The sequence below is a fragment of the Bradyrhizobium diazoefficiens genome (assembly GCF_016616885.1).
Taxonomy (GTDB): Bacteria; Pseudomonadota; Alphaproteobacteria; order Rhizobiales; family Xanthobacteraceae; genus Bradyrhizobium; species Bradyrhizobium diazoefficiens_F.
The window spans coordinates 5,585,570-5,606,961 of the sequence record NZ_CP067102.1 but is presented as its reverse complement, the minus strand read 5'-3'; the positions used below and the strand labels follow the sequence as shown (position 1 = coordinate 5,606,961).

21 protein-coding genes are annotated in these 21,392 nt (G+C 63.9%); 15 read left to right on the top strand and 6 right to left on the bottom strand.

The window, feature by feature from the left end:
* The first annotated feature begins 81 nt into the window (after positions 1-81).
* From JJC00_RS26245 to JJC00_RS26215, 7 genes are all read left to right on the top strand, one after another.
* Positions 82-909: an IclR family transcriptional regulator gene (locus tag JJC00_RS26245; RefSeq protein WP_200468771.1), complete on the top strand. Its 828-nt coding sequence runs from the start codon at positions 82-84 to the stop codon at positions 907-909.
* 107 nt (positions 910-1,016) lie between these two features.
* Positions 1,017-1,817 carry an NYN domain-containing protein gene (locus tag JJC00_RS26240; protein ID WP_200468770.1) on the top strand — a complete coding sequence of 267 codons (801 nt, stop codon included), beginning with the start codon at positions 1,017-1,019 and terminating at the stop codon, positions 1,815-1,817.
* An 85-nt stretch (positions 1,818-1,902) separates the two neighbouring features.
* Positions 1,903-3,705 (top strand): adenine deaminase C-terminal domain-containing protein, encoded by a 1,803-nt coding sequence (locus JJC00_RS26235; protein WP_200468769.1) that lies wholly within the window; start codon positions 1,903-1,905, stop codon positions 3,703-3,705.
* A 152-nt stretch (positions 3,706-3,857) separates the two neighbouring features.
* The gene (gene gcl / locus JJC00_RS26230) at positions 3,858-5,648 is read left to right on the top strand and encodes a glyoxylate carboligase (RefSeq protein WP_200468768.1); all 1,791 of its coding nucleotides are present in this window, start codon (positions 3,858-3,860) and stop codon (positions 5,646-5,648) included.
* A 9-nt stretch (positions 5,649-5,657) separates the two neighbouring features.
* Positions 5,658-6,443 carry a hydroxypyruvate isomerase gene (hyi, locus tag JJC00_RS26225; RefSeq protein ID WP_200468767.1) on the top strand — a complete coding sequence of 262 codons (786 nt, stop codon included), beginning with the start codon at positions 5,658-5,660 and terminating at the stop codon, positions 6,441-6,443.
* Positions 6,444-6,670: 227 nt separating this feature from the next.
* Complete coding sequence (locus JJC00_RS26220; RefSeq protein ID WP_200468766.1) at positions 6,671-7,558, top strand: 2-hydroxy-3-oxopropionate reductase; 888 nt, start codon at positions 6,671-6,673, stop codon at positions 7,556-7,558.
* A gap of 114 nt (positions 7,559-7,672) precedes the next feature.
* Positions 7,673-8,056 carry a DUF1236 domain-containing protein gene (locus JJC00_RS26215; RefSeq protein WP_200468765.1) on the top strand — a complete coding sequence of 128 codons (384 nt, stop codon included), beginning with the start codon at positions 7,673-7,675 and terminating at the stop codon, positions 8,054-8,056.
* 79 nt (positions 8,057-8,135) lie between these two features.
* On the opposite strand, the gene JJC00_RS26210 is transcribed toward JJC00_RS26215, so the two are convergent.
* Positions 8,136-8,732: a thiamine pyrophosphate-dependent enzyme gene (locus JJC00_RS26210; protein ID WP_200468764.1), complete on the bottom strand. Its 597-nt coding sequence runs from the start codon at positions 8,730-8,732 to the stop codon at positions 8,136-8,138.
* 8 nt (positions 8,733-8,740) lie between these two features.
* Complete coding sequence (locus JJC00_RS26205) at positions 8,741-9,307, bottom strand: thiamine pyrophosphate-binding protein (protein WP_200468763.1); 567 nt, start codon at positions 9,305-9,307, stop codon at positions 8,741-8,743.
* A gap of 255 nt (positions 9,308-9,562) precedes the next feature.
* On the opposite strand from JJC00_RS26205, the gene JJC00_RS26200 reads away from it, so the two are divergent.
* The 3 genes from JJC00_RS26200 to JJC00_RS26190 all read left to right on the top strand — a co-directional run bounded on the left by JJC00_RS26200 (position 9,563) and on the right by JJC00_RS26190 (position 11,501).
* On the top strand, positions 9,563-10,612 hold the full coding sequence (locus JJC00_RS26200) for a hydroxyacid dehydrogenase (RefSeq protein WP_200468762.1): 1,050 nt from the start codon (positions 9,563-9,565) through the stop codon (positions 10,610-10,612).
* Positions 10,613-10,726: 114 nt separating this feature from the next.
* On the top strand, positions 10,727-11,167 hold the full coding sequence (locus JJC00_RS26195; RefSeq protein ID WP_200468761.1) for a flagellar basal body rod protein FlgC: 441 nt from the start codon (positions 10,727-10,729) through the stop codon (positions 11,165-11,167).
* Positions 11,168-11,288: 121 nt separating this feature from the next.
* The gene (locus tag JJC00_RS26190; RefSeq protein WP_027531168.1) at positions 11,289-11,501 is read left to right on the top strand and encodes a hypothetical protein; all 213 of its coding nucleotides are present in this window, start codon (positions 11,289-11,291) and stop codon (positions 11,499-11,501) included.
* A 3-nt stretch (positions 11,502-11,504) separates the two neighbouring features.
* On the opposite strand, the gene JJC00_RS26185 is transcribed toward JJC00_RS26190, so the two are convergent.
* The 4 genes from JJC00_RS26185 to JJC00_RS26170 all read right to left on the bottom strand — a co-directional run bounded on the left by JJC00_RS26185 (position 11,505) and on the right by JJC00_RS26170 (position 15,716).
* Positions 11,505-12,083 carry a GNAT family N-acetyltransferase gene (locus JJC00_RS26185; RefSeq protein WP_200468760.1) on the bottom strand — a complete coding sequence of 193 codons (579 nt, stop codon included), beginning with the start codon at positions 12,081-12,083 and terminating at the stop codon, positions 11,505-11,507.
* A 6-nt stretch (positions 12,084-12,089) separates the two neighbouring features.
* Complete coding sequence (locus JJC00_RS26180; protein ID WP_200468759.1) at positions 12,090-14,447, bottom strand: Orn/Lys/Arg decarboxylase N-terminal domain-containing protein; 2,358 nt, start codon at positions 14,445-14,447, stop codon at positions 12,090-12,092.
* Positions 14,448-14,606: 159 nt separating this feature from the next.
* Positions 14,607-14,942 carry a GYD domain-containing protein gene (locus JJC00_RS26175; RefSeq protein WP_200468758.1) on the bottom strand — a complete coding sequence of 112 codons (336 nt, stop codon included), beginning with the start codon at positions 14,940-14,942 and terminating at the stop codon, positions 14,607-14,609.
* Between the two features lie 294 nt (positions 14,943-15,236).
* Positions 15,237-15,716: an Lrp/AsnC family transcriptional regulator gene (locus JJC00_RS26170; protein WP_200468757.1), complete on the bottom strand. Its 480-nt coding sequence runs from the start codon at positions 15,714-15,716 to the stop codon at positions 15,237-15,239.
* Between the two features lie 133 nt (positions 15,717-15,849).
* Between JJC00_RS26170 and ald the strand changes: the two genes are divergently transcribed.
* From ald to ytfQ, 5 genes are all read left to right on the top strand, one after another.
* Positions 15,850-16,965 (top strand): alanine dehydrogenase, encoded by a 1,116-nt coding sequence (gene ald / locus JJC00_RS26165; RefSeq protein WP_200468756.1) that lies wholly within the window; start codon positions 15,850-15,852, stop codon positions 16,963-16,965.
* 296 nt (positions 16,966-17,261) lie between these two features.
* A complete protein-coding gene (locus tag JJC00_RS26160; protein WP_200468755.1) occupies positions 17,262-17,480 on the top strand; it encodes a hypothetical protein in 219 nt (72 codons plus the stop codon).
* A gap of 110 nt (positions 17,481-17,590) precedes the next feature.
* Positions 17,591-18,649, top strand: coding sequence for a YeiH family protein (locus tag JJC00_RS26155; protein ID WP_200468754.1), 1,059 nt, complete (start codon positions 17,591-17,593; stop codon positions 18,647-18,649).
* Between the two features lie 145 nt (positions 18,650-18,794).
* Positions 18,795-19,967, top strand: a complete 1,173-nt coding sequence (locus JJC00_RS26150; protein WP_200468753.1) for a fumarylacetoacetate hydrolase family protein — start codon at positions 18,795-18,797, stop codon at positions 19,965-19,967.
* A gap of 381 nt (positions 19,968-20,348) precedes the next feature.
* Entirely contained in the window at positions 20,349-21,314 is a 966-nt protein-coding gene (ytfQ, locus tag JJC00_RS26145) for a galactofuranose ABC transporter, galactofuranose-binding protein YtfQ (protein ID WP_200468752.1), read from the top strand.
* The last annotated feature ends 78 nt before the right edge of the window (positions 21,315-21,392 follow it).

Sequence of the window (21,392 nt, the reverse complement as noted above, 5' to 3'; positions counted from 1 at the left end):
GATTCTCCGGTGCGCAATTGCGCACCAAAGTTCGCGCTCACGCGCGCCCCGGGATGACGCCAGCCAAAGCGGCAGGTCGCGATGGGCAAGAACGTGATCAGGCGTAAATCGCTCGAAGCACGATCGGCATCGGAGGCCGATCGTGACGGCGGCGTGCAGTCGGTCGACCGCGCGCTGTCGATCATCGAGACGCTGGCCGAGGACGACAAGGGCTATCGCCTCAGCGATCTCGCCGTCCGCACCGGCCTGTCGGCCTCGACCGTGCACCGCCTGCTGGCGACGCTGGAAAGCCGCCGCTTCGTGCAGTTCGACCGCGCCGAATCCAAATGGCATGTTGGCGTGCGCAGTTTTACGGTGGGCGCCAGCTTTGCGCGGCGGCGCAATTTCACGGCGCAGGCGATTCCTTATTTGCGCAAGCTGCGCGATCTCACGCGCGAGACCGCCAATCTTGCGGTCGTCGACGACGAATTCATCATCGTGCTGACCCGCATGGAGAGCCGCGAGATCATGCGCTCGCTGACCAAGGTCGGCGGCCGCGTCGCCATGGTAACCTCAGGCGTCGGCAAGGCCGTGCTTGCGACCTATTCCGACGAGGATGTCGGCGCCGTCATCCGCCATCACGGCATGCCTAGGCTGACGGAAAAATCCATCGTGCGGCCGAGCGACCTGTTCAAGGAACTCGCGACGATCCGAAAGCAGGGTTTTGCGGTGGACGACGAAGAGGCCGAGGCGGGCCTGCGCTGCGTCGCTGCCGTCGTCTATAACGCGCTTGCCGAGCCGCTGGCCGCGATCTCCGTCTCGGGCCTGACCAGCCGCGTCACCGATGCCCGCTTGCCGGAGATCGGCCGCGTGGTACGCGAGGTCGCTGCGGAGTTGACAGCTGCGCTTGGGGGCGTGAACCCGGGCTGAGCCAGGTTTGCGCTCCATCGCGCCCAAAAAGGAAATCAGCTCTGGCGGCAAGAGCCTCGACATCGGTATATCCATTCACCGTTGTCGCGTCCTTTTTGGGGAATGTCATGCCGTCTGAGCTCCGTTCGCCCCGTCTCGCCGTTCTGATCGATGCCGACAATGCCTCCGCGAAGATCGCCGATGGTCTGTTCGAGGAGATTGCCAAGATCGGCGAAGCCAGTGTTCGCCGCATCTACGGGGATTTCTCCAATGCGCGATCCAGGGCCTGGGCCGATATCCTGTCGAAACACGCCATCATCCCGCAGCAGCAATTCGCCTATACGACGGGAAAGAATGCGTCGGACATAACGCTCGTCATCGACGCAATGGATCTGCTTCACAGCGGCCGGTTCGATGGCTTCTGCCTGGTGTCGTCCGATAGCGACTTCACCAGGCTCGCCGCCCGCATCCGGGAACAGGGCGTCGATGTTTTTGGCTTCGGCGAACACAAGACACCGGAAAGCTTCCGTCAGGCCTGCCGACGGTTCGTTTACACGGAGAACCTGCTTGCAGCCCCGGCGAACACCCAGGACGCCGCGTTACGATCAACATCGCTTCAGCCGCACGATGCCGCGACCCCCATCATCAAGAAGGTCATCACCCAGATGGAGAGCGAGGACGGCTGGGTCACGCTCGGAGAAGTCGGCCGGCAGCTCGCCAATCTGGCTTCCGATTTCGATCCGAGGACCTTTGGCTTCCGCAAGCTGAGTGACCTCGTGCGAAAGACGAATTCGTTCGAGATCGATGAGCCGAAGGGCCGCTCGATGCGGATTCGGGTCAAGCCCGCTGCCGCACCGCCGCCGAAAACGCGGAACCGGCGCAGGCCTGCCAGGTCGGGGGCCGCAGGCGGTTCGACGCCTAAGGCGTAAGCAGGGCGTGCCTTTATATTTGAGCTTGCCCGGTTCGGCGCGGGGCGTAACCATCGCTGGACCGTAAGGCTATGCGAGGGTCCTGATGTCCAAACTCACCCGTTTTGCCGTCGCGCCGCTGGATGCGATGACGCGCCGGCTCGCCGATGTCGCCTCCGCGCGCGTCGCGCCCGACCTCGTCATATCGGGTGCGCGGGTGCTCTCGACCTATTCGGAGCGAATCCACCCGGGGCGGGAGGTCTGGATCACTGGCGGCCGCATTGCAGCGGTGAAGCCGGCCGGCACGGCGAAGAAGGCATGGAACGATGTGCCGGTATATGACGCCGCCGGCGGCATCATCGCGCCGGGGCTGGTTGATCCGCACATCCACATCGAATCCTCGATGGTGACGGCATGCGCCTACGCCGAGGCTGCGCTGCTGAACGGCACCACCACGATCTTCTGCGACAGCCACGAGATCGGCAACGTCATGGATGTCGCCGGCGTCGAGGCGATGCTGGAGGACGCGCGCGAGGCGCCGCTGTCGATCTTTCTGACGGTTCCGAGCACTGTGCCGGCGACTTCGGCCGAGCTTGAGACTGCCGGCGGCGATCTCACGCCCGACAAGATCGCCGGCCTGTTCGACCGCTGGCCCGAAGCCGTCGGGCTCGGCGAGAAGATGGACTTTGTGCCTGTCACGATGGGCGACGAGCGCAGCCATGCCATTCTCGCTGCGGCCTTGAAACGCGGGCGCCCGGTGTCCGGGCATGTCTATGGCCGCGAATTCGTCGCAGCCTATGCGGCGAGCGGCGTCACCGACACCCATGAGGCGATCGACCGCGACATCGCCGACGATCTGCTGGACGCCGGCGTCTGGGTGTTCTTGCGGGGCGGCCCACCGACCACGCCGTGGCATTCGCTGCCGCAGGCGATCCGGACGATCACCGAGCTTGGCGCTTCGCACAAACGCACGGCGGTGTGCACGGACGATCGCGATGCCGATGATTTGCTGCTGTTCGGCCTCGACTGGGTGGTGCGCGAAGCGGTCAAGGCGGGGATGTCGCCGGAGCAGGCCTGGTCGATGGGTTCGTTGCACGGTGCCACGCGGTTCGGCATGGAAGGCGATATCGGTGGCCTCGGCGGCGGCCGCCGCGCTGATCTCGTGCTGATGGACGATCAGCTCAAGCCGCAATCGACCTGGTATGGCGGCGAGTTGGTCGTCGAGAACCGCAAGATCACGCCGAGGCTCGATCAGGCGCTGTCGCTGCGCTATCAATATCCTGACGCGGCCTATGTCACGGTAAAACTGCCGGAGAAGCTCAAGCTGACGCCGGAGCTTCCGGCAAAGGCCTGTACCGTCAACGCGATCAAGACAGCGCTGCCCGGCATCACGCTGATCCACGAGAAGGTCGCGATCGAGCCGGCCAAGGACTGGCCATCGCTGTTTGCGCGTTACGGTCTGTGCTTCGTCACCGTCGTTGAGCGCCACGGCAAATCGGCCGGCAACGTCGCTTATGGCCTTTTGAAGGATTTTGGCCTGAAGCGCGGCGCGGTCGCCTCCAGCGTCGGCCACGACAGCCACAACATCATCGTCGCGGGCACTAACGAGGACGACATGCAGGTGGCGATTGCGGCCATCAAGACGCAGCAAGGCGGCGTCTGCGTCGTCGCCGACGGCAAGGTGAGGGCGTTCGTCCCGCTGCCGATCGCAGGGCTCTTGTCGGACAAGCGCGTCACCGAAGTGGCCGAAGAGGTCAAGGTGCTGAAGCAGGAGTGGGCCGAGGCCGGCTGCACCATCCCCTACATGGGCTTCAATCTGATTCCGCTATCGGTCATTCCGGAAATTCGCATCACCGACAAGGGGCTGGTGTTGGTGCCACAAATGGAGCTCGCGCCGTTGTTCGAGTGAGCGGCTTTCACGCATTTATCAATCTAACTGCTTGAGATCACCTCGATTTTTCCGCGGCTGCCGCATCGTGGAAAATAAAATCGATCTCGTTGAGATCGCATCCTGCGCACCTGATGATCTCGCTCGCTGACTTAAACCAAGCGAGGTCCGATATGGCGAAGATGCGAGCTATCGATGCAGCCGTGCGCATCCTGGAGAAGGAAGGCATCTCGACTGCCTTCGGCGTTCCCGGAGCCGCGATCAATCCGCTTTATTCGGCGCTGAAGAAGCGCGGCTCGATCCGCCACATCCTCGCGCGCCATGTCGAGGGCGCCTCCCACATGGCGGAGGGCTATACCCGGGCCAAGGCCGGCAATATCGGCGTCTGCATCGGCACCTCGGGGCCGGCCGGCACCGACATGATCACCGGGCTCTATTCGGCAATCGCCGATTCCATTCCGATCCTCTGCATCACCGGCCAGGCGCCGCGCGCACGGCTCTACAAGGAGGATTTCCAGGCCGTCGACATCGAGTCGATCGCAAAGCCCGTGACCAAATGGGCGGTGACCGTGCGCGAGCCGGCGCTGGTGCCGCGCGTGTTCAGCCAGGCGTTTCATGTGATGCGCTCGGGCCGGCCGGGGCCGGTGCTGATCGACATGCCGCTCGACGTGCAGCTCGCCGAGATCGAGTTCGACGACGAGACCTACGAGCCGCTGCCGGTCTACAAGCCGACCGCGACGCGCAAGCAGGTCGAGAAGGCGCTGGAGATGCTCAACGCCGCCGAGCGGCCGCTGATCGTGGCGGGCGGCGGCATCATCAATGCCGATGCCTCGGATCTGCTGGTCGAATTCGCCGAGATCGCGAATGTGCCTGTGGTTCCGACGCTGATGGGGTGGGGCGCGATCCCCGACGATCACGTGTTGATGGCCGGCATGGTTGGCCTTCAGACCAGTCACCGCTACGGCAACGCCACGCTGCTGGAATCCGATTTCGTGCTCGGCATCGGCAATCGCTGGGCCAACCGTCACACCGGCTCGGTCGAGACCTACACCAAGGGCCGCACCTTCGTGCATGTCGACATCGAGCCGACCCAGATCGGGCGCGTGTTCAATCCCGATCTCGGCATCGTCTCGGACGCGAAAGCTGCGCTCGAGCTCTTCGTCTCCGTCGCCAGGGAGTGGCGACGTTCCGGCAGGCTCCGCGAGCGCCAGGCGTGGCCCGCGGCCTGTCGTGACCGCAAGAGGACCATGCTGCGCAAGAGCCATTTCGACAACGTCCCGATCAAGCCGCAGCGCGTCTACGAGGAAATGAACAAGGCGTTCGGCCGTGACACCACCTATGTCACGGTGATCGGCCTGTCGCAGATCGCAGGCGCACAGTTCCTCGGCGTTTACAAGCCGCGCAACTGGATCAATGCAGGGCAGGCGGGGCCGCTCGGATGGACTCTGCCGGCGGCGCTGGGCGTGCGTGCGGCGTGCCCGGATCGCGACATCGTCGCGCTATCAGGCGATTACGATTTCCAGTTCTTGATCGAGGAGCTCGCGGTCGGGGCGCAGTTCAATCTGCCCTACATCCACGTCGTCGTGAACAATTCCTATCTCGGTCTGATCCGCCAGGCGCAGCGCGGCTTCGACATGGACTATCACGTCCAGCTCTCGTTCGAGAACGTCAACGCGCCGGAGCTCAATGGCTACGGCGTGGATCATGTCGCGGTCGCCGAGGGGCTTGGCTGCAAGGCGATCCGCGTCACCGATCCCAAGGACACGCAGGCGGCGTTCGCGACCGCGCGGGAATTGATGAAAAAGCACCGCGTGCCCGTGGTGGTTGAATTCATCCTCGAGCGCGTCACCAACATCGCGATGGGCACCGAGATCGACAACATCGTCGAATTCGAAGAGGTGCTGGACCTGCCGCTCGACGAGGTCGGCGCTAAGCGACCCGGCGTGTTGCAGCCAGCAGAATAGGGGACAGTCTTGCCTAAATTCGCCGCCAACCTCACCATGCTCTTCAACGAGATGCCGTTCATCGACCGCTTCGCTGCTGCGAAGGCGGCGGGCTTTGCCGGGGTGGAATATCTCTTCCCCTATGATTTCGACAAGGCGCTTTTGCGCGAGCAGCTCGAGGCCCACGGGTTGACCCAGGTGCTGCACAATCTGCCTGCCGGAAACTGGGCCGGCGGCGAGCGCGGCATCGCGATCATGCCGGATCGCACCGCCGAATTCCGCGACGGCGTGTTCCGCGCGATCGATTATGCCAAGGCGCTTGATTGCGACCAGCTCAACTGCCTCGTCGGTATCGCGCCTGTAGATGCCGATCCGCGCGAGCTGCAGGAGACGCTGGTCGGAAACCTGCGCTTTGCGGCTTCGACGCTGGCACGTGAAAACATCAAGCTGCTGGTCGAGCCGATCAACACGCTCGACATCCCCGGCTTCTCCCTCAACGGCACCGAGCAGGCGGTGCAGCTGATCTCCGAGGTGCGGTCGAACAATCTGTTCATCCAGTACGACATCTATCACATGCAGATCATGGAGGGCGATCTCGCCCGCACCATGCAGGAATATCTGCCGCAGATCGCCCATGTCCAGCTCGCCGACAATCCCGGCCGCAACGAGCCCGGCACCGGCGAGATCAACTATCCCTTCCTGTTCCGCCATCTCGACGCGATCGGCTATCGCGGCTGGATCGGCTGCGAATACAAGCCGCGCACCACGACGCTGGAAGGCCTGTCCTGGCACGCCGCGCAGACTTTCGAGACGTGACAGTTCCGGGCCAGTTTTGGCCGCGGTGACAGTGCGCTCCCTCTCCCGCTTGCGGGAGAGGGCTGGGGTGAGGGTGTCTCCGCGGTGGGGTTTCGCGAGATGCGGTGAAAATCCCCGGGCGGATAGAGCCCTCACCCGGCGCTTCGCGCCGACCTCTCCCGCAGGCGGGAGAGGTGCACCGAGCTCGTGGATGAATTTGACGGTACAACTGAGAGAAGAATCAAACCATGATCGACATCGGCTTCATCGGACTTGGCACCATGGGACGGCCGATGGCCGGCCATCTTCTGGCCGCGGGCCATCGCGTTCTCCTGCATGACGTCGCGCCGGTCGCGCCGGAGCTGGTCGTGGCGGGCGGCGTCGCCTGCAAGTCGGCGAAGGAAGTGGCGGAGGAGGCGGATGCCATCATCATCATGGTGCCGGATACGCCGCATGTGGAGGCCGTGCTGTTCGACAAAGACGGCGTCGCCGGCGGCATCTCCAAGGGCAAGATCGTGGTCGACATGAGCTCGATCTCGCCGCTGGCGACCAAGGAATTCGCGAAGAAGATCGAGGCGCTTGGCGCGGATTATCTCGATGCGCCGGTGTCGGGCGGCGAGGTCGGCGCCAAGGCGGCGAGCCTCACCATCATGGTCGGTGGCCCCGAGCGGGCCTTCAACACCATGAAGCCGATCTTCGACAAGATGGGCAAGAACGTCACGCATGTCGGCGCCAATGGCGATGGTCAGACGACGAAAGTCGCGAACCAGATCATCGTGGCGCTGACGATCGAGGCGGTGAGCGAGGCGCTGCTGTTCGCGTCCAAGGCCGGCGCCGACCCCGCGCTGGTGCGCAAGGCGCTGATGGGCGGCTTTGCCTCGTCGCGGATTCTCGAGGTGCATGGCGAGCGCATGGTGAAGCGCAATTTCGTTCCGGGCTTCCGCATCGAGCTGCACCAGAAGGATCTCAATCTCGCGCTCGAAGGTGCCCGCGCGCTCGGCCTGTCCCTGCCGAGCACGGCGGTGGCGCAGCAATTGTTCTCGTCCTGCACCGCGCATGGCGGCAAGGGCTGGGATCATTCGGCGATGGTGCGGGCGCTGGAACTGATGGCGGGCCATGAGATCGCCGCGGCCTGAACGGTTACGCGGTAACACTCTCCGGATGTGATGCGACTTTCGTCGCGGCGGAACTGGAACAATGTTCTAGCCCCGCGGTTGAAGTCGCATCAACGAACACTGGAGAGTGTGGACATGAAGACCCGTCTTGCGATTTCGTTGGCTGCCGCGGCGCTGCTGGCGTCGAGTGCAGCCTTTGCCCAGTCGACGACCGAAGAGGGCGCCAGGAACGGCGCACGCGCGGGCGGCGACATCGGCGGTCCGGTCGGGGCGATGGTCGGCGGCACCGTGGGTGCGGCGGTCGGCGCGGGCCTGGAAATTCCGAATGCGATCCTCGGCGGCATCCCGCGCGATAATTCCGTCGTGATCCACGAGCGCGTCGTCGTCGGCGAGCCGCTGCCCCCGACCGTGGTGCTGCGCCCCGTGCCGAACTACACCGAGTATCGCTATGCGGTCGTCAACGATCGCCGCGTGATCGTCGAGCCGCGCACGCGCCGGGTTGTCAAGATCATCGACTGATCGGCGCATAGGAAAGCGGTTGGAATATCGGGACCCGCGGAGCGACGCTCCGCGGGTCCTTGTCGTCAATGATTGGACGTTAGAGCGGCTCGCGGACGCCGAGGCCGTGCATGAAGCGCTCGCGGATCTGCACGGGATCTCTGCGGGTGGTGCCGACGCCGGGCTTGTCGTCGATGCGCAGGGCGATCAGGCTGGGCTCGTCGACCGACATCGCCGCGTCGACCAGCCGCTCGAAATCCTCCTCGTCCACCGCCCAGGCACTGTTGGCGAGACCCGAGCCCAAGGCGATCGCGACGAGATCGGCGACACCTGCGGCCGGCGTCGGCTGCGCGCCGGTGATCTGGTAGATGCCGTTGTCCATCACGATCATGATCAGGTTCTTCGGCTTAAGCGCTGCGATGGTCGAGAGCGCGCCGAGCTGCATCAGCAACGAGCCGTCGCCTTCAAGCGCGAAGACGCGCCGGTCGGGCTGCGCCAGCGCCACGCCAAGCGCGATCGGGAAAGCGAGGCCCATGCTGCCGAGCATGTAAAAATTCTGCGGGCGATGGCCGGCGGCCCAGAGGTCGAAGTTGGTGTTGCCGATGCCGCCGACCACCGCTTCCTCGTGCTTCAGTTTTGCGATCAGGCGCGACGTCACATCGAACCGGTTCATCACCTTGGTGTTGCGGGCATTCATTGCTGATCTCACTTGTCGAAGGTCTTGCCGCCGGTGAGCAGCGGGTTGAGGATCAGCGCCACCGGCGCTTGCGTGGTGACGGCTTGCTTGATCGAGCGGTCCGCGATGAATTCGAGCTCGTCGAGCCGGGTGATGGTGTGGTGCTCCAGCGCGAGCGAATCCAGCACCGGGCGCATGGTGCGGCAGACCAGCGACTGGCCGTAATTGAACTCGCCGAGCGTGCCGCGCTCGGACACGAACATGATCAGCGGAATCTGGTAGGGCACCGCGAGCGAGGCGAGCGTGTTGGCCAGCGTCGCAAAGCCCGAGGTCTGCATCAGCACCGCGCCGCGCCGCCCGCCCATCCAGGCGCCCGAGACGATGCCGACGGCCTCTTCCTCGCGGGCGGTCGCAAAGGTCGTGAAGAAGGGATCGGCATGAAGATTCTTGATCAGCGGCGTCAGCACGCGGTCGGGCACATAGGGGATGAGGCTGATCTCGTTCCGCTTCAGGGTCTGCAGGACGATGCTGTGCCAGCTTCTGTCGCCGGACCCCGCTCCCGCCTGGGACGAGGTCTGCTGTTCCGCAGTCGCCATCGCGTTCTCCCTTCAGCCGCGCAGGTTTCTTGGTCTTGACCATCGTCTTGGTCGTCGCGGCAGTCTGCCGAAACTTGACGGAGCGGGCGGGATTGTCAACATGTCCGGGCCGGCACCGTGATCTGCGCCAGACGGTCTGCCGTGGCCGGCGCCGCCATGTCATAAGCGGGATAATGAGAAACGGGAGGGACGCATGGACGGGGCGCGCATCGCGCTGACCTTGCGGGTCTCCGCGAGAGAGCCGGAAGGGTCCTGATGTCGGTCAACAGCAAGCGCGTCTTCTATGTTAAATACCTGGCCAACCCGATCTACATCGACATCCTGAAGGCGCGACCCGACGTCCGGCTCGACCGCATCGAGAACGAGAGCCCCGAGGATTTCTATGCGCCAATCCTGAGCGCGGCCCATGTCTACCAGATCGGCGCCGCCCGCGACGAGCTGGCGCCGCATTTCCATGTCGACGCCGCCTTCCTGAAGCGCACGCCGAACCTGCTGCTGGTCTCCAGCAACGGCGCAGGCTTCGACCCCGTTGATGTCGAGGCCTGCACGGATGCAGGCGTGCTGGTCGTGAACCAGTCCGGCGGCAACGCGCATTCGGTGGCCGAGCACGCGCTGGCGATGATGCTGACCTTGTCCAAGCGCATCATCCAGTCCGACCGTCGCTTGCGCCGTGAGCCCAACGTCAACCGCAACGAGCTTGTCGGCAACGAGGTCGAGCACAAGACCGTCGGCATCATTGGCCTCGGCAATGTCGGCCGCCGCATCGCAGCACTCTGCAAGGGCCTGCTCGGCATGAAGGTGCTGGCCTACGATCCTTACCTCACGGCCGAGGTGATGGCCGAGCGGGGCGGCGAGAAGGTCGAGCTCGACGAGCTGCTGCGCCGCGCCGACTTCGTCTCGATCTCCTGTCCGCTCAACAAGGGTAGCCGCAACATGATCGGCGTGCGTGAATTTGGCCTGATGCAGCCGCATGCCTATTTCATCACCACCGCGCGCGGCTTCATTCATGACGAGGACGCGCTGCTCCAGGCATTGCGCGACAAGCGTATTGCGGGTGCTGGCCTCGACGTCTGGTCCAAGGAGCCACCGCCGACGGAGCATCCGCTGCTGCAGTTCGACAACGTGCTGGCGAGCCCGCACACGGCAGGCGTCACGACCGAGGCGCGCCAGAACATGGGTCGCATCGCCGCCGAGCAGGTGCTGGAGACGCTCGACGGCAAGCGTCCGCCGCGCATCATCAATCCCGAGGTCTGGCCTGTTTATGCCGAGCGCTTCAAGCAGGCCTTTGGCGTCACGCCTGGGTAGGGCGCGAAAGGCTGTTGCGCGCCAATCATTGGTTACCGCGATCAAAATGCAAAGCGGGGCATCTTATCGATGGCGTGAATGAACGCGTATGACTTGTCCTGTAGATGAGAGCCCATGAGCATATTTTCGATTGCGACATCCGGACTTTCTGCTGCAAGCTTGCGCGTGAACGTGGCCGCGAGCAACATCGCCAATGTCAGGACGACCGGGCCGCTCCCTGCGTCAGGCGCATCGGCCGGTGCCGGCAGTTCGAGCACCAGTTCGGCTTATCCCGCGGCTTATGTGCCGTTGCGGGTCGATCAGGTCGACCAATCGAGCGGCTCGACGCCGGGCGGTACGATCGCGACCGTGTCGACCGTTTCGCCGAGCTATACCGCACAATCCGACCCAAGCGCTCTCTACGCAAACCAGGATGGCCTGGTCGCAGCGCCGAACGTCGATCTCGCCAGTGAATTCGTTCAACTGGCGACCGCAAAGTACAGCTTCATTGCCAATGCGAAGGTTATTCAAGCTTACTCGGAAACGACAGAGTCGCTTCTCGACATCAAGACGTGATGCCGAACCGCCGCCTGAATGGGCGGCGGGAACCTCGCCGGACTTTGATCCGCGTCAAAATCTCCTTTCCTCAGCAGGGCTAAATGGGACTAGAGTGCCGCCGGGGCAGGCAGGAGGTCCCATGTCAACTTATGTCGTCAGGTTCATGAAGGACGTGCTCGGCCAGTACGGCCGGCAGATCGAGGTTTGCCAGGGGGCGCTCGAGATCGATGCCGCCGACGAGGACGAAGCCAGGGAGCGGGCGAAGGCGAGGTTTTGTAAGGACCAGGCGTTGCATCACTGGTCGCTGCATGCCGACCGCATCCAGGTCAGACCGGCTGACTTTCCCTCGTAGGGTTTAACGTCCGGGTGTCGTCAGTGATGGCGGCGCGGTTACGCCGGCGCCGAGCGAACGCTGCACCATGGCGGTATCAGACCAGCGGCCGTGCCGATAGGCAACGCCGCAGAGCAGGCCGACGCGTGCAAATCCGAACTTCTCGTGCAACGCCAGCGATGGGGCGTTGTCGGCATCGATATAGCCGATCATCTGGCGGAAGCCGGCCGCAGCACACGCATCGATCAGGTCCTGGAGCAGCAGCCGCCCGACCCCGCGACCGAGATGCTCGTGATGGACGTAAATCGAGTGCTTGGCCGTGTAGCGATAGGCGGGTCGCTTGCGGAACAGCACCGCATAGGCGTAGCCGACGACCTCGCCGCGATAGGTCGCGACCAGATGCGGCAGGCGGGTCTGCTTCAAATTCTTGCGGCGGTCACGCAGATCGTCCGGCTCCGGCGCGCCGGTTCCCTCGACGTCGCGCGGCACGCCATTGCGGACGTGATGGCGGTAGATCGCCAGCATCGCCTCGATATCGCCCTCGCGTGACGGCCGGACCAGGACCGGCTCGTCATCGGTGCGTGCAATCGCTGTTTCGTTCATCGGCGCCTACTCGGCAACCACGTAAGTATAGAGCCCGATGCGGCCCTGTGCATCGACCTCCCTGTAGACGCCCTGGATTTCGACATCGAAGCCCGGAAACGTATTGAAGCAGGTCTCGAACATCTTGAGATAATCCACCATGGGCTTGGCCCGTTCCGTCAGCCGCTCGCCGGGAACGATGGTGGCGATGCCGGGCGGATAGACCACGAAGGGCGTGGTGGCGATGCGACCGGCGATCGCCTCGATCGGCAAATAGTCGACGTCGTTCTTGAACAGGAAGCGCGCGGCATCGCGCGGCGACATCGCGATCTCAGGCATATGCTCGGGCATGAATTGCCGTGCCTGGAGCGCACTGACATCGGCGGCACGGAAGAAGCGGTGCATCTCGCCGCAGAGGTCGCGCAGCCGCACGCCGGCATAGCGCGCCTGCCGCCGCTGATAGAATTCCGGGATCGCGTCGGCCAAAAGCGCATTGTCGTCGTGCAGCTTCTTGAAGGCGACGAGCCCGGAGATCAGCGTGCCGGCCTTGCTCGCCTCGACGCCCGGCGTAAGCAGGAAGAGCAGGGAGTTGAGGTCGTTCTTCTCCGGCACGATGCGGTTTTCGCGCAGATACTGTGCGACGACCGGGGCGGGGATGCCGTGCTCGGCATAGGCGCCGGTCGCGCGGTCGAAGCCGGGGGTGAGCAGCGTCAGCTTGTTCGGATCGGTCATGGCAAAGCCCTCGGCCATGCCGGGGAAGCCGTGCCAGGTGCTGTCGGGCCCGAGCTGCCACAGCGCGGGATTGGTCGCGAGTTCGTCGGTTGACAGCGTCTCCCAGGCGACGTTGTGCGCAGCGCCGGGGCGGCTGACGTCTGGGATTGCGACGCGATCGGGGACGAAGGGCTCGAAGAACCAGCGGCGATCCGGGTTCTGCTCCTTCTCCTCGAACTCCCGGCGCATCGCGCGGATCTTCTTGCGCAGCTCGATGCCCAGCCGGATCGTATCGTCCCACAGCACTTCGCCCGATCGCCCCTTCATCATCTGCGCGCCGACGTCGAGCGAGGCGAACAGCGGATAAAATGGCGAGGTCGAGGCGTGCTGCATAAAGCTTTCGTTGAAGCGGCGATGCTCGACACGGCGCTTCTGGCCGCGGATGTGGCGGTCCTTGATGTGGATCTGGGAGGCCTGGGAGAAGCTCGCGAGCTGCTTGTGGGTCGACTGCGTCGCGATGATGCCCGGCGCCTCCGGTGGGAGGTTGGCGAGGCCCATCGCGAAGCGGCCGGCATAGAGCGGGTGGAATTTCATGAAGCCGGCCCAGGCCTCGTCGAACAGGATATATTCGCAGAGATGGCCGACGCGCTTCAGGATCATCTCGGCATTGTGGATGGTGCCGTCATAGGTGCATTGCTCGACCACTGCGACGCGGAATGGCCGCTCCTTGCGCCAGGCGTCCTTGTCCGTGACCAGCGGATGATTGCGGATCGTCTCGCGCAAGGCTTTCTCGTCGAGCATGTCCCAGCGCATCGGGCCGATCAGGCCCCAGGCGTTGCGGATGGTCGGGACATAGACCGGAATACCGCCGCCGATCATCAGCGCGCCGTGATGGGCGGCCTTATGATTGTTGCGATCGAACAGCACGAGGTCGCCGTCGGTGACAAGCGCGCCGAGCGCGACTTTGTTCGAGGTCGAGGTGCCGTTGAGCACGAAATAGGTCTTCTCTGCGCCGAAGATTTGCGCCGCTTCCTTCTGTGCCCTCAGCGCCGGCCCCTCGTGGGTGAGCAGGTCGCCGAGATCGAGCACCGAATTGTCGAGGTCGTCGCGGAACACGGATTCGCCGAGATGCTCGACGAAGACCCGGCCGATCGGGCTGCGGTTGTAGAACACGCCGCCATTGTGGCCCGGGCAGGTCCAGAGCTGGTTGCCTTCCTCGGCATAGTCGACCAGCGCGCCGAAGAACGGCGTCTTCAGCGTCTCGGCATATTGCTTGAGCCGGCTGATCAGATTCTTGGCAATGAAGGTCGGCGTCTCCTCCGACAGGAAGACATAGCCATCGATGAAGTCGAGCACCTCGACCGGCAGGTCCTCGAACCGCTTGCGGCGGATCAGGAGGATGATCGGGAAGTCGAGGCCGCGGCGCCGCATCAGGTTGATCAATGCCGAGGTCTTGCCCTCAAGTCCCTTCTTGCTCCAGTCCACCACCATGCAGCCGATCGCGGCGTCGGTCTGCACCGCGATCTCGGCGTCTTCCAGCTTGCGGGCCCGGACCACCTCGAAGCCGGAGCGCTGGATTTCCTCGATGATCTGGTTGAAGCGGACGCCCTCGAGGTCGTCGGCGTCGAAAACAGGTGCGGCGAACAGGAAGTTGAAGCGCTTGAAATAGTCCATGGCAGGTCCCGAATGTGCAGAGACCGACAGGTCTCGGCACATTCGATGACAGTTAGATGACAGTGGCTGAGGCCGACAGCGTTACGAGGGGGAACCGCCGTAGCCGGCACGGACGCGTGCCGCCGTTCGCAGCGGCACGCATCTGGAACGGTTCAGATCTCAGCTGCCCGGCGGGCTATAGGAGGCGCGCAGCTTGACCGCGTTCTGCCGCACCTGCTTGATCTCGTCCTGTGTGAACAGCCGAGTGAGTTTTACGTTCTCGAGGGTGTCGGCGGCGACGGTCAGACCGGAGATGGCCGGAGCCGCACCCGGATCAGGCACGTCGAAGATCACCAGTACGCCCGGGCCATCGGCCGCAACGCTGTACATCGAGATCAGCTTTCCGCCCGCCGCCTCGATGACTTTCCTTGCCGCCTCCTGGCGATTGGTCGCAGGGTTCTCCAAAATGGCGTTGAGAGCGCGTGGCGTATATTGTCCCGTGAGGCAGAAATGCATGAGATGTCTCCTTCCGAGATGATGGCAGCAAATGTTCATGCCGTGCCGAGCCAGTCGTCACAGCCGCAGTATCTGGAATGAAGAAAGTCGCGATGCCCGCCGTAGGCATAGTGGCCGCCAATGACTTCCGGGATTTCGGCACATCCCGGTAGCGGCTCTCCAGCACGATACATCGGCCACCAAGGGCTCGAAAGAGAATTCGAATTGCCGCATCCGAACGAAGTACCTCGTTCGTCGTTGCAACATTCCGTTCGACGGAAAGGGAAGAGCCGGGGAAGCTGAGACTGGTGCTAATTACCGCTTCGTCTCGCCGAACACCACGGTTGGCACCGCGCGATTGACGACCTCGCGCAGCGCGAAGCTCGATTGTACCCGCGCCACGCGCGGCAGGCGCGACAGCTCGGTACGGTGAATGCGCTCGAAATCCTGGATGTCGCGGGCGAGCACGATCAGGATGTAGTCGTCGGTGCCCGACATCAGGAAGCAGCGCACGACGGAGGGGCACTTCACCACCTCCGCCTCGAACGCCTTCAGCGCCTCGTCGCTCTGGCTCTCCAGCGCAATGCGCACCAGCACCGTGGTGGTGAGGCCGAACTGCGCCAGATCGAGCGCGGCCTGGTAGGCCTGGATGTAGCCGTCATCCTCAAGCGCCTTCTGCCGCCGCGCCAGCGCGGTGCTGGAGAGGCCGACCTTGTTGGCGAGCTCGGTATGGCTGGCACGCGCATTGGTCGTGAGTTCCGCGAGAATGGCGAGATCTTTCCGGTCGAGGCCCAAGATTTGGTTTCCAGCGTGAAAGGACACTTCCGCGACCGAAACCGGCGCGGGAAGGCCAAAGCTAGCGGATATTTGCACGAAACCAAACTGCCTGCGTCGCTACGATCATCGGGTGAATCAAAAGGAGCCCAGGATGCGTGTCGGTGTGCCCAAGGAGATCAAGGTCCAGGAATATCGCGTCGGGCTCACGCCGGGCGCTGTCCGCGAATACGTCGCGGCCGGGCATCAGGTCACGGTCGAGACCGGCGCCGGCAGCGGCATCGGCGCGTCTGACGAGGTGTACCAGCGGGCGGGGGCCTCCATTGCCGCGAGTGCGCGCGACATCTTCGCCAAGTCCGACGTGATCGTGAAGGTAAAGGAGCCGCAGAAGAGCGAATGGGTCCAGCTCCGAGAAAGCCAGATCCTGTTTACTTATCTCCATCTCGCGCCCGATCCCGAACAGGCCAAGGGCCTGCTCGCCTCCGGCTGCACTGCGATCGCCTATGAAACCGTCACCGACGCGGCCGGTCACCTCCCCCTGCTTGCGCCGATGAGCGAAGTCGCGGGCCGCCTCGCCATCGAGGCCGCCGGCGCCGCGCTCAAGCGATCGGCCGGCGGACGCGGCCTGCTGCTCGGCGGCGTCCCGGGCGTGCAGCCGGCGCGCGTCGTCGTGCTCGGCGGCGGCGTGGTGGGAACACAGGCCGCGCGCATGGCCGCAGGCCTTGGTGCCGAAGTCACCGTGATCGACCGCTCGATTCCGCGCTTGCGCGAGCTCGATGATCTCTTCGCTGGACGTGTACGTACCCGCTTCTCCACGATCGAGTCCGTCGAAGAGGAGGTGTTCGCCGCCGACGTTGTGATCGGCGCGGTGCTGGTGCCTGGCGCCAGCGCGCCAAAGCTCGTCACGCGCACGATGCTGAAGTCGATGCGCCCGGGCGCCGTGCTGGTCGACGTCGCGATCGACCAGGGCGGCTGCTTCGAGACCTCGCATGCGACGACGCACGCGGAGCCAACTTACGAGATCGACGGCGTCGTGCATTATTGCGTGGCCAACATGCCGGGCGCGGTGCCGGTGACGTCAAGCCAGGCGCTGAATAACGCGACACTGCCGTTCGGCCTGATGCTCGCGAACAAAGGTTTTGCCGCCGTGCTGGAGAATCCGCATCTGCGCAATGGGCTCAACGTGCATCGCGGCCGCATCACCAACGAGGCGGTGGCCGAGAGCCTCGGGCTGGACTTTGCGCCTGTGGGAAGCGGGCTCGCGGCGTAGTTTTCTTCCCTTCTCCGCTTGCGGGAGAAGGTGGCGCGCAGCGCCGGATGAGGGGTTCTAACCATTCGCAATACCGTTCGTGAGGATAGATCCCCTCACCGGGCTTCGCTGTCGCGAAGCGGCCGCATCCGGCCTCGTTCCGGTGCCCAAATAAGGCGAAAGAAGAAAACTATTGCCCTTAGGCCACCCCACGGAAGGAGTTTCCCCTCCGGAGGACAAAAACGCCAATCGCTTCCATTGCCGTTTGGGGCCGAAACGACGACATTCCCGTCACAGATTGATGGATTGGCACTGCCATGGAACGCACAGGATTTGAGCCCTTCGGCGAGCAGCTGGTGTCCGCGACGGACGCCCAGCCGAAGTCGCGCGCCTCAAAGCTCCTGCTGCGGGCCGGCACGGGCCTGTTCTGGTCGCTGGTCGCGGCTATCGTGCTCGCGCGCGCGGCGTTCTTCGAGCCCGGCGTCTACGACAGCTTCAGCCACGTGGCATCGATCGCCAAGAACCTGCTGTTCTGAGCCGGTTATTCCGGGTTGAGGATATAACTTCTCTCGGCCCTGATATGTCGAAAACTTATTCCCCAGCCCAGTGACCCTGCGTATAAATCATTCTCCCTAGGGAGAGATTTGTGTCGCAGAATCAAGCATCCAGCCCGGCCGATACCAAGCCGGCGACCGTCGCGAGCCGTGTTGCGGCGCTGATTCCCGGCATTCTCCTCTGCATCGCCGTCGCCGGTGTCTCGGCCCTGCTTGAACGTTTCGAGCTCGGCATCTTCGAGCATCCCTATGTCGAGGCGCTGGTGATGGCGATCCTGCTCGGCATGGCGCTCCGTAGCTTCTGGAAGCCCGCAGCGCGCTGGCAGGCCGGCATCGCCTTCAGCGCCAAGCAGCTGCTCGAAGTCGCCGTCATGCTGCTGGGCGCCTCCATCAGCTTCGCCGCCATCGCGGCCTCGGGCATCGCTCTGTTGGCCTCGATCGCCGCCGTCGTCGTGATCGCGCTCTGCATCTCCTTCGGTCTCAGTCGGATGCTCGGGCTGTCGACGCGGCTGTCGATCCTGATCGCCTGCGGCAACTCGATCTGCGGCAACTCTGCGATTGCGGCGGTGGCGCCGATTATCGGCGCCACCAGCGATGAGATCGCATCCTCGATCTCCTTCACCGCCATCCTCGGCGTGATGATGGTGCTGGGCCTGCCGCTGCTGATCCCGCTGTTGCAGCTCACCGCCACGCAATACGGCATTCTCGCGGGCCTGACCGTCTACGCCGTGCCGCAGGTGCTCGCGGCAACGGTGCCGGCGGGCCTGATCTCCACGCAGATCGGCACGCTGGTCAAGCTGATGCGCGTGCTGATGCTCGGCCCCGTCGTCGTCGGCCTCTCGCTGGTCGCCTCGCGCTGGCAGACCGGTGCCAAGAAGACCAATGTCGGCTTCTTCCGACTGGTTCCGTGGTTCATCCTCGGCTTCCTCGCGCTGGCGACACTGCGTTCCCTGGAGATCGTGCCGGGCACGGTGGTTGGTCCCGTGACGAAGATCACGAGCTTCCTCACTGTGGTGTCGATGGCCGCGCTGGGCCTCGGCGTCGACGTGAAGGTGCTCGCCAATGTCGGAGGCAGGGTGACGGCCGCCGTGACGCTGTCGCTGATGCTGCTGCTGGGGATCAGCATCGCGCTGGTGCACTGGTTCAAGTAAAAGCACGCCGCAATGGCGAGCATGAATTGCGGCGTGCTGCCGCTCTGGACTTCCATTGCCAGACCGCTACCGCTATTGGTTTTCATCAATCTGGTTGGCCGTTGAGCAAGCGCCGCCTATCCGAGAAAAGAGCGAGGACGCCGCCATGACGACACTCACCGTGAAAGACCTTCTTCCCGAGGATGGAACGAAGGGGACGCTGGTCGGCCGCGTCTGGCTGCCGCAGGCGAACGGTCCGGCCGTCGTTGCCGTGCGCACCGACGGCGTCTTCGACGTCACCGCGAAATTCCCGACCGTCAGCGCCCTCTGCGAGGAGGACAATCCGGCCAAAGCGCTTGCCGCGAGCAAGGGCGAGCGTATCGGCGATCTCCAGGCCATCGTCGCCAACACGGCGCCGGATGGGCGCGACCCGAAAAAGCCCTGGCTGCTCGCGCCGGTCGATCTCCAGACCTTGAAGGCTGCCGGCGTCACCTTCGCCATCTCGATGCTGGAACGGGTGATCGAGGAGCGCGCCAAGGGCAATCCGGCCTCGGCCGAAGCGATCCGGAAAGAGGTGACACGGCTGATCGGCGACGATCTGTCAAAACTCAAGCCGGGCTCGGATCAGGCGATGCATCTGAAGCAGGTGCTGATCGACCAGAACGCCTGGAGCCAATATCTCGAAGTCGGCATCGGCCCCGATGCCGAAGTCTTCACCAAGGCGCCGACCCTGTCCTCGGTCGGCACCGGCATGGACGCCGGGCTGCATCCGAAGTCGACCTGGAACAACCCCGAGCCGGAGCTTGTGCTGTTCGTCTCCAGCCGCGGCCACATCGTCGGTGGCGCGCTCGGCAACGACGTGAATCTGCGCGACTTCGAGGGCCGCTCGGCGCTGCTCTTGTCGAAGGCCAAGGACAACAATGCGTCGTGCGCGATCGGACCGCTGCTGCGCCTGTTCGACGACACTTTTACGCTCGATGATGTGCGCAAGCTCGACATCAGTCTCAACGTGAAGGGCGCAGATGGTTTCCTGCTCGACGGCCATTCCTCGATCAGCATGATCAGCCGCGATCCGACCGATCTCGTCGCGCAGACCATCGGCAAGGTGCATCAATATCCTGATGGCTTTGTGCTGTTCCTCGGCACGATGTTCGCGCCGGTCAAGGACCGCGATGCGCCGGGGCAGGGGTTCACCCACAAGCGCGACGACATCGTCACGATATCAGCACCTCAGCTCGGCAAGCTCGTCAACCGCATGCGGACCAGCGACGAGTGCGAGCCGTGGACGTTTGGCATTGGCGCACTGATGAAGAACCTGGCGCAGCGGAAGCTGATCTAGTTTCTCCGCTTATCTGCCGCACGTGACAGCGGATCGCACACGCGAATTTCTAGGAGACCGTCATGCCGGGCCTGACCCGGGCATCCGCGTTCCTTGACCGCGAGAGTAGGCCCGGATGGCCGGGACGAGCCCGGCCACGACGATGTCGCACCTGCGAATCTTCTTTCATCTCCGCGTTGCATCATTCGAATATAGTCGCGCTTGGCGTGTCATCTGCGTCGCCAGTCGGCCATCCCGGCATCATTCGCCCAAATAGTCAGATAATATGACTATACGAGCGGAAGCTTCCGTGAAATAGTGCCTCCCGCCGCGTCAAAGGCCGGCCTGAGGGTGTCATGATACCGATCGACGCCCTAGACAACATTTTGAGAGACACGCCTGATGAACTTCAAAGCCCTTTTTGCGGCCAGCGCCACGGCCGCGTTGTTGCTCGCGCTGCCCGCCAATGCGGCCGAGCTTACCGTCGGCTTCTCGCAGATCGGATCGGAATCCGGCTGGCGTGCCGCCGAGACGTCGGTCTCCAAGCAGGAGGCCACCAAGCGCAAGGTCAATCTCAAGATCGCCGATGCGCAGCAGAAGCAGGAGAACCAGATCAAGGCGATCCGCTCCTTCATCGCGCAGAATGTCGATGCGATCTTCCTCGCGCCCGTGGTCTCGACCGGCTGGGATTCGGTGCTGAAGGAAGCCAAGGAAGCCAAGATCCCGGTCGTGCTGCTCGACCGCGACATCGATCCGTCCGGCAAGGACCTTTATCTCACCGCCGTCACGTCGGACAGCGTGCACGAAGGCGCGGTCGCCGGCGACTGGCTGGCCAAGACCGTCGGCGGCAAGGCCTGCAACATCGTCGAATTGCAGGGTACCGTCGGGGCCAGCGTCGCTGCCAACCGCAAGAAGGGCTTTGACACCGCCATCGCCAAGAACGCCAATTTGAAGGTGGTGCGCAGCCAGACCGGCGACTTCACCCGAGCCAAGGGCAAGGAAGTCATGGAGAGCTTCATCAAGGCCGAAGGCGGCGGCAAGACGATCTGCGCGGTCTATGCCCACAACGACGACATGATGGTCGGTGCGATCCAGGCGATGAAGGAAGCCGGCCTCAAGCCGGGCAAAGACATCCTCACCGTCTCGATCGACGCAGTCCCTGATATCTTCAAGGCGATGGTTGCCGGCGAAGCCAATGCTACGGTCGAGCTGACGCCGAACATGGCGGGGCCGGCCTTCGACGCCGTCGCGGCGTTCAAGGAGAAGGGCACCGTTCCGCCGAAGTGGATCCAGACCGAATCCAGGCTTCTCACCGCCGCCGACGATCCGCAGAAGGAATACGACAGCAAGAAGGGCCTCGGTTACTGAGGCGGGCGCCTCGCCGGACCGCTCTTTGCGGTCCGGCAACCCCCTTCGCATCTGCCGTACGAAAGAATAGGTTGGGTG

Excerpts from the sequence above, each read along its gene's own strand:
- JJC00_RS26245 (WP_200468771.1), top strand. The coding sequence starts at position 82 with ATGGGCAAGAACGTGATCAGGCGTAAATCGCTCGAAGCACGATCGGCA.
- JJC00_RS26240 (WP_200468770.1), top strand. The coding sequence starts at position 1,017 with ATGCCGTCTGAGCTCCGTTCGCCCCGTCTCGCCGTTCTGATCGATGCC.
- JJC00_RS26235 (WP_200468769.1), top strand. The coding sequence starts at position 1,903 with ATGTCCAAACTCACCCGTTTTGCCGTCGCGCCGCTGGATGCGATGACG.
- gcl (WP_200468768.1), top strand. The coding sequence starts at position 3,858 with ATGGCGAAGATGCGAGCTATCGATGCAGCCGTGCGCATCCTGGAGAAG.
- JJC00_RS26220 (WP_200468766.1), top strand. The coding sequence starts at position 6,671 with ATGATCGACATCGGCTTCATCGGACTTGGCACCATGGGACGGCCGATG.
- JJC00_RS26215 (WP_200468765.1), top strand. The coding sequence starts at position 7,673 with ATGAAGACCCGTCTTGCGATTTCGTTGGCTGCCGCGGCGCTGCTGGCG.
- JJC00_RS26210 (WP_200468764.1), bottom strand. The coding sequence starts at position 8,732 with ATGAATGCCCGCAACACCAAGGTGATGAACCGGTTCGATGTGACGTCG.
- JJC00_RS26205 (WP_200468763.1), bottom strand. The coding sequence starts at position 9,307 with ATGGCGACTGCGGAACAGCAGACCTCGTCCCAGGCGGGAGCGGGGTCC.
- JJC00_RS26200 (WP_200468762.1), top strand. The coding sequence starts at position 9,563 with ATGTCGGTCAACAGCAAGCGCGTCTTCTATGTTAAATACCTGGCCAAC.
- JJC00_RS26195 (WP_200468761.1), top strand. The coding sequence starts at position 10,727 with ATGAGCATATTTTCGATTGCGACATCCGGACTTTCTGCTGCAAGCTTG.
- JJC00_RS26190 (WP_027531168.1), top strand. The coding sequence starts at position 11,289 with ATGTCAACTTATGTCGTCAGGTTCATGAAGGACGTGCTCGGCCAGTAC.
- JJC00_RS26185 (WP_200468760.1), bottom strand. The coding sequence starts at position 12,083 with ATGAACGAAACAGCGATTGCACGCACCGATGACGAGCCGGTCCTGGTC.
- JJC00_RS26180 (WP_200468759.1), bottom strand. The coding sequence starts at position 14,447 with ATGGACTATTTCAAGCGCTTCAACTTCCTGTTCGCCGCACCTGTTTTC.
- JJC00_RS26175 (WP_200468758.1), bottom strand. The coding sequence starts at position 14,942 with ATGCATTTCTGCCTCACGGGACAATATACGCCACGCGCTCTCAACGCC.
- ald (WP_200468756.1), top strand. The coding sequence starts at position 15,850 with ATGCGTGTCGGTGTGCCCAAGGAGATCAAGGTCCAGGAATATCGCGTC.
- JJC00_RS26160 (WP_200468755.1), top strand. The coding sequence starts at position 17,262 with ATGGAACGCACAGGATTTGAGCCCTTCGGCGAGCAGCTGGTGTCCGCG.
- JJC00_RS26150 (WP_200468753.1), top strand. The coding sequence starts at position 18,795 with ATGACGACACTCACCGTGAAAGACCTTCTTCCCGAGGATGGAACGAAG.
- ytfQ (WP_200468752.1), top strand. The coding sequence starts at position 20,349 with ATGAACTTCAAAGCCCTTTTTGCGGCCAGCGCCACGGCCGCGTTGTTG.